A 5,707-nucleotide genomic window follows, 5' to 3' on the forward strand; every position below is an offset into this window, starting at 1 on the left:
GGCTGGGCGCGGCGCGTCGGCGCCGTGGCGGCTGTGCTGGGCGTCGCCACGGCGGCGGCGTACGGGCTGCTCCTGCTTCCATAGCAGGGTGCCCGGAGGGGCGCGCGGGCTGTCGCCTGCGCTACGCGCGGGGTCTTGGCCCGCGACTACGATGCGGCTGCGTCGCCGATGCCCGGCACATTCACCCATCAAGGAGACACCATGAGCAGCGCCCTCACCAACCACCAGGTCCGTCTTGCCAAGCGCCCCGAGGGCACGGCCACGCGCGAGCACTGGCGCTTCAGCACCGAGCCCGTGGCCCAGCCCGACGAGGGCGGCGTGCTGGTCAAGACGCTGTCGCTGTCGCTCGACCCCGCCATGCGCGGCTGGCTCAACGACGCCAAGAGCTACATCCCGCCCGTGGCCATCGACGAGGTGATGCGCGCCGGCGGCATCGGCCGCGTGGTGGCCTCGAAGAACCCGCAGTTCGCCGTGGGCGACACCGTGTACGGCACGCTCGGCGTGCAGGAATACATGCTGATCCCGCAGGACCAGATCAAGCGCAACGGCCTCGTGAAGGTCGACCTGCGCGTGGGCACCATCACCCAGTGGCTCAACGTGCTGGGCATGCCCGGCATGACCGGCTACTTCGGCCTGATGGACGTGGGCATGCCCCAGGCGGGCGAAACCGTGGTCGTTTCGGGCGCGGCCGGCGCCGTGGGCCAGACCGTGGGCCAGCTGGCCAAGATCAAGGGCTGCCGCGTGGTCGGCATCGCCGGCGGCGCCGCCAAATGCGACTGGGTGGTCAAGGAGCTGGGCTTCGACGCCTGCATCGACTACAAGGCCGGTGCGGGCGCCGTGCGCGAAGGCCTCAAGACCCACTGCCCCAAGGGCGTGGACATCTACTTCGACAACGTCGGCGGCGACATCCTGGACGCCGTGCTGGCGCGCCTGGCGCGCAAGGCCCGCGTGATCATCTGCGGCGCCATCAGCCAGTACAACAACGCCAACAGCATGCCGGCCGCCGGCCCGAAGAACTACCTGAGCCTGCTCGTGAACCGCGCGCGCATGGAAGGCATCGTGGTGTTCGACTACGCCGACCGTTACCCGATCGCCATCGCCGAGATGGCCGGCTACCTGAAGGACGGCCGCATGAAGAGCAAGGAAGACGTCGTGAAGGGCCTCGACACCTTCCCCGAGTCGCTGAACAAGCTGTTCGCGGGGGAGAACTTCGGCAAGCTGGTGTTGCAGGTCGCCGAGGAATAACCAAAGGGGCGCCGCGGCGCCCCGAACCTCAATCGTCGGTGGGCCGCATCGGAATGTCGCCCATCGCATCGTCCTCGCGCAGGCCGCGCGCGGCCTTCAGCAGTTCGATCGAGAGGCCGTCGCCGTGGCCTGCAAAGCCCTGGGCGATGCCCTCGAGCACGGTCGACAGGTTGGTGTCGCCGTCGGTGCGGGCGTCCATGCTGATGTTCAGGACCCGCGCCGCCATCTGCCGGTAGGTGACGGCGCCCGCGCCCTCCAGCGCGGCCACCAGGTCGAGGTACAGCGCCAGGTTCATGTCGAACACCAGCTTGGGCGTGATCTCGAAATCCTCGGTCTTGTTGTTCTTCTGATCCATGGGGGTGACTCCTTTTTCCTGAGCCTCCACTCTAGCCACAAAAAACGACAAGCTCTGTCGGGCATCGCCCTGATTTGTCTCATTTCGCACGCGTGCCCATCACGGCGGCCGAGATGATCAGTGCCGCCGCCAGCGCGATGCCGGCCGTGAGCGCCCGGCCGGTCACGGCCAGCAGCAGCGCGGTGGAGGCCAGCGGCGTGAGGTAGCTCAGGATGCCGATCTGCCGCGCGTCGCCGCGCTTGAGCGCCATGTCCCACACGAAGAAGGCCGCGCCCAGCGGGCCCAGGCCGCACAGCGCGACCAGCAGCCAGTCCTTGGCCGACAGCGCCACCGACGGCTCCAGCAGCGCATGGCAGGCCAGCGAGAGCGCGCCCGACACCAGCCCGAAGAGACCAATGGCCGAGGTCGGGAAGGGCGTGACGCGCTGGGTCCACAGCGAGTAGCTGGCCCAGATGAAGGCCGAGCCGGCCGCCGGCAGGAAGCCCCAGTACGCGGCGGGCGCGCCGGGAAGTGCCGCGCTGCCGCTGCCCGCACCGAGGATCGCGATGGCCGCGCCCGCAAAGCCCAGCAGCGCCGCCACCACGTGCAGCGGGCGCAGCGACACGCCCGGCAGCAGCACCGGCGCCAGCACCACCATCAGCAGCGGCCAGAGGTAGTTCACGAGGTTGGCCTCGACCGGCGGCGCATGCCGCAGCGCGATGAACAGCAGGAAGTGAAAGCCGAAGAGCCCGTACACCCCGAGCGCCAGCGTGCGCGGCGGCACGCGCCAGGCGCGGCGGTCGCGCAGCACCAGCGGCCAGCTCGGCACGCTGCCGACGATCAGCGCCAGCCCGGTCAGCAGGAAGGGCGGCAGGTGCGACAGCGCGGTGCCGAAGGTGGCGAGGGTGGCCCACAGCGCGATGGCGAGCAGGGCGTAGACGGTGGCGGGCATGGACGCCGAGGCTACGCGCCGCGCTCGTCGCGGGCCGACGGTGCGTCGTCGCGCAACGACGGTGTCAGCGGCGCAGTGCGGCCGTGAGCGCCGACGGCGACCGGTAGCCCGTGCGGCGCGCCGTCTCGGCCACGCTCAGGCCTTCGAGCCGCAGTTCGCGCGCATGGGCCAGCCGCAGCGTGCGCAGCCAGAGCATCGCGCTGCGGCCCTGTTCCTCGCGGCAGCGCTGCGCGAACTGGCTGGGGCTCAGGCAGGCGACCTCGGCCAGGTCGGCCACGCCCAGCGGCCGGTGCCAGTTCGCCTGCGCCCAGGCCGCGAGGGCCGGCCAGTCGATGCGGCGGCGGCGTGTGTCTGCGACCGAAGGGGCGGCGCCCCAGGCCTCGAGCAGCAGGGCCGGGCCGTGCTGCAGGGCAAGGGTCGCGTGCTGCGGCTGCTGCAGGCAGTGCGCAAGGTAGCGGGCCAGCGCGTGCAGCCGGGGCGCATCGGCCGGCGGCTGTTCGACGCAACGCGCCCACGGGGCGTGCGGGGTGTCGAGCACGAGGCAGACGCTGCCGCCGCGCCGGGCCTCGAAGTCGTGGCGGTCGCCGGGCGCGACCACCTGGGCCTGGCCCGTGCCGATGCCCGAGCCGCGGCCTTCGACTTCGATCTCGAGCACGCCGTCGAGCCCGAGCAGCACCTGGAAGTGGTCGTGCGCGTGGCTGCCGCGCGATGGCGTGTAGTCGCGCAGCGAGAGGACGGGGGCGGGCGTGGGCATGGCGGGAGCGATTGTCCGCGCCGCCCCGCCGCCTGTCATCACCCCAGCCGCAGCAGCAGCGCCGAGGCCGCGCACACCAGCAAGAACGGAATGCTGATGCGGTGGAACTCGCGCAGCCCGTGCGGTAGCCTGGCCAGCCGCAGCGCGATCAGGTTGGCCAGCGAGCCCAGCACGCAGCCGAAGCCGCCCACGCTCACGCCGGCCGCCAGCGCGGGCAGGTCGTGCACGTAGCGGTCGAGCAGGATCGCCGCCGGCACGTTGCTGATGACCTGCGAGGCGGCAATGGCCGCGAGGTAGGCGCGCCAGCCCTCGCCGATGGGCCAATGGCCCAGCAGCGCCGCGATGGCGGGCAGCTCGGCGGCCTGGCGCAGGTCGACGAACATCAGCGCGATGATCGCCAGCAAGGCCCAGTCGATGCCGCGCAGCACGCGCGGGTAGGTGAGCAGCAGCACGCCGAACACCGCGCCCAGGCCGGGCAGCAGCCAGTGGCGGTCGAGCGCGACCACGAAGCCGACGAACAGCACGCCGGCCAGCGCCAGCAGGCGCGGCTGCACGGGCGCGGCCTCGGTCTCCTCGCGCAGCGCGATCGGCGTGCGCGGCACCAGCCACCACACGGCCACGAAGAGCCAGAACAGCATGATCGCCACAGTCGGGCCCATCATGGCCATGAAGCCGAAGAAGCTCTCGCCCGAGCGGTGCCACAGGTACAGGTTCTGCGGGTTGCCGATGGGCGTGAGCGCCGAGCCCGCGTTCACGGCCAGCGCCTGCAGCACCACCAGCCGCGCCAGCGGCAGGTGCGCCTGCACGGCCAGCACGCGCGTGAGCGGCACCAGCAGGAACAGGCTCACGTCGTTGGTCACCAGCGCCGACAGCAGCGCGGCCGTGGCCGTGAGCGCCATCGCCAGCCCGCGCTGGCTGTGCGTGTGCGCCAGCAGGCGCCGCGCGGCGGCCTGCAGCATGCCGCTCTTCTCCACGCCCTGCGTGATGGCCAGCAGGCCCGCGAGCGCGCCCACGGTCTGCCAGTCGACCAGCCGCAGCCAGTCCATCGGCGCGCGCGGGCGCACGAAGGCGAACACGACCGCGACGGCCACGAGCACCCACAGCAGGCCGTTGCCGCCGCCGTGTTCGGACGGCGCGGTGTTGTTGGTGCTTGCGGCGCTCACTCGGTCAGGCACTCAGGTCGCGCAGCTCGCGCTTGAGCACCTTGCCGATCGCGCTGCGCGGCAGCTCGTCGATGAAGCGCAGGCGCGCCAGCCGCTGGGTCTTGCCGACCTGGGCGTTGGCCCACTGCAGCAGCGCCTCTTCGGTGGTGGCGTCGCCCTCGCGGCGCACCACGAAGGCCACGGGCGTCTCGCCCCACTGCTCGGACGGGATGCCGACCACCGCCACGTCGGCCACCGCCGCATGGCCGCGCAGCACGCCTTCGAGGTCGCTCGGGTAGATGTTGAAACCGCCGCTGATGATCATGTCCTTCTTGCGATCGAACAGCGTGAGGAAGCCGTCGGCGTCGAAGCGGCCCACGTCGCCCGTGCGGATGAAGCGCTTGCCGGTGGCGTCGAACCACTCGGCCTCGCGCGTCTTCGCGGGCTGGCGGTGGTAGCCGGTCATCATGCCGGCCGAGTGGCCGACCACCTCGCCGGCCACTTCGGTGTCGCCGCGCGGCAGCTCGTTGCCTTCCTCGTCGATCAGGCGGATGTCGCTGCCCGGCGCGGGCTGGCCCACGGTGTGCAGCTTGGTCGGATTCAGGTGCGCTTCCAGGATGCAGGTGCCGCCGCCCTCGGTCATGCCGTAGAACTCGACCAGCCCGCCCGGCCAGCGCTTGAGCACGTCGGCCTTGAGCGCCGCGTTGAAGGGCGCGCTGGTGCTGAACTTGTGGCGGAAGGTCGACAGGTCGTGCGCGTCGAAGCGCGGATGCGCCATCAGGCGCTGGTACTGCACCGGCACGAGCATGGTGTGCGTCACGCGGTGCTGCACGGCCAGCTGCAGGTAGCCCAGCGCGTCGAACTTGGGCATCAGCACCACGCAGCCGCCGAAGGCGAGGGTGGGGAAGAACACGACCAGCGTGGTGTTGGAGTACAGCGGCGTCGACAGCAGCGTGACCGTCTCGGGCCCGTACTCGTACTTGGCGCCGCGCTGGATGTGTGACCAGCGCATGCCGTGGCCCTGCACGATGCCCTTGGGCTCGCCGGTGGTGCCCGACGAATAGATGATGTTGAAGGCCCAGTCGGGCTGCACCTCGACGGGCTCCGGCTTCGCGCCGGGGTCCGCGAGCCAGTCGTCGAGCGCGCGGCCGACGTTGGAACCGTCGAGCGCGATGTGCGGCAGGCCCGTGGCCTGCGCGGCGCCCACCACCTCGGCGGCCGAGGCGTCGGTGAACAGCAGGCGCGCGTCGGCGTCGGTGATCATGCGCGCCAGGCTGGCC

Annotated in this window: 6 protein-coding genes; 1 reads left to right on the plus strand and 5 read right to left on the minus strand. The window is 71.5% G+C overall.

What is annotated here, in order from left to right; translation table 11 throughout:
- Positions 1 to 201: 201 nt before the first annotated feature.
- Positions 202 to 1,245, plus strand: coding sequence for an NADP-dependent oxidoreductase (locus VBO01S_RS30575; RefSeq protein ID WP_062482728.1), 1,044 nt, complete (start codon positions 202 to 204; stop codon positions 1,243 to 1,245).
- 28 nt (positions 1,246 to 1,273) lie between these two features.
- Here the strand turns inward: VBO01S_RS30575 and VBO01S_RS30580 are convergent, their stop codons facing one another.
- The 5 genes from VBO01S_RS30580 to VBO01S_RS30600 all read right to left on the minus strand — a co-directional run.
- Positions 1,274 to 1,600, minus strand: a complete 327-nt coding sequence (locus VBO01S_RS30580; RefSeq protein ID WP_062482731.1) for a hypothetical protein — start codon at positions 1,598 to 1,600, stop codon at positions 1,274 to 1,276.
- Positions 1,601 to 1,679: 79 nt separating this feature from the next.
- Complete coding sequence (locus VBO01S_RS30585; protein ID WP_062482733.1) at positions 1,680 to 2,531, minus strand: DMT family transporter; 852 nt, start codon at positions 2,529 to 2,531, stop codon at positions 1,680 to 1,682.
- 64 nt (positions 2,532 to 2,595) lie between these two features.
- Positions 2,596 to 3,285 (minus strand): helix-turn-helix domain-containing protein, encoded by a 690-nt coding sequence (locus VBO01S_RS30590; protein ID WP_062482736.1) that lies wholly within the window; start codon positions 3,283 to 3,285, stop codon positions 2,596 to 2,598.
- 38 nt (positions 3,286 to 3,323) lie between these two features.
- Positions 3,324 to 4,448: an SLC13 family permease gene (locus tag VBO01S_RS30595; RefSeq protein WP_255221254.1), complete on the minus strand. Its 1,125-nt coding sequence runs from the start codon at positions 4,446 to 4,448 to the stop codon at positions 3,324 to 3,326.
- A gap of 4 nt (positions 4,449 to 4,452) precedes the next feature.
- Positions 4,453 to 5,707, minus strand: a 1,255-nt coding sequence (locus VBO01S_RS30600) for a class I adenylate-forming enzyme family protein (RefSeq protein ID WP_062482741.1), incomplete at its 5' end; no start/stop codon positions are given.

The sequence above is a fragment of the Variovorax boronicumulans NBRC 103145 genome (assembly GCF_001591345.1).
GTDB lineage: Bacteria > Pseudomonadota > Gammaproteobacteria > Burkholderiales > Burkholderiaceae_C > Variovorax > Variovorax boronicumulans.

Bases quoted from the DNA above. Each gene is read 5' to 3' on its own strand.
- VBO01S_RS30575 (WP_062482728.1), top strand. From the start codon at position 202: ATGAGCAGCGCCCTCACCAACCACCAGGTCCGTCTTGCCAAGCGCCCC.
- VBO01S_RS30580 (WP_062482731.1), bottom strand. From the start codon at position 1,600: ATGGATCAGAAGAACAACAAGACCGAGGATTTCGAGATCACGCCCAAG.
- VBO01S_RS30585 (WP_062482733.1), bottom strand. From the start codon at position 2,531: ATGCCCGCCACCGTCTACGCCCTGCTCGCCATCGCGCTGTGGGCCACC.
- VBO01S_RS30590 (WP_062482736.1), bottom strand. From the start codon at position 3,285: ATGCCCACGCCCGCCCCCGTCCTCTCGCTGCGCGACTACACGCCATCG.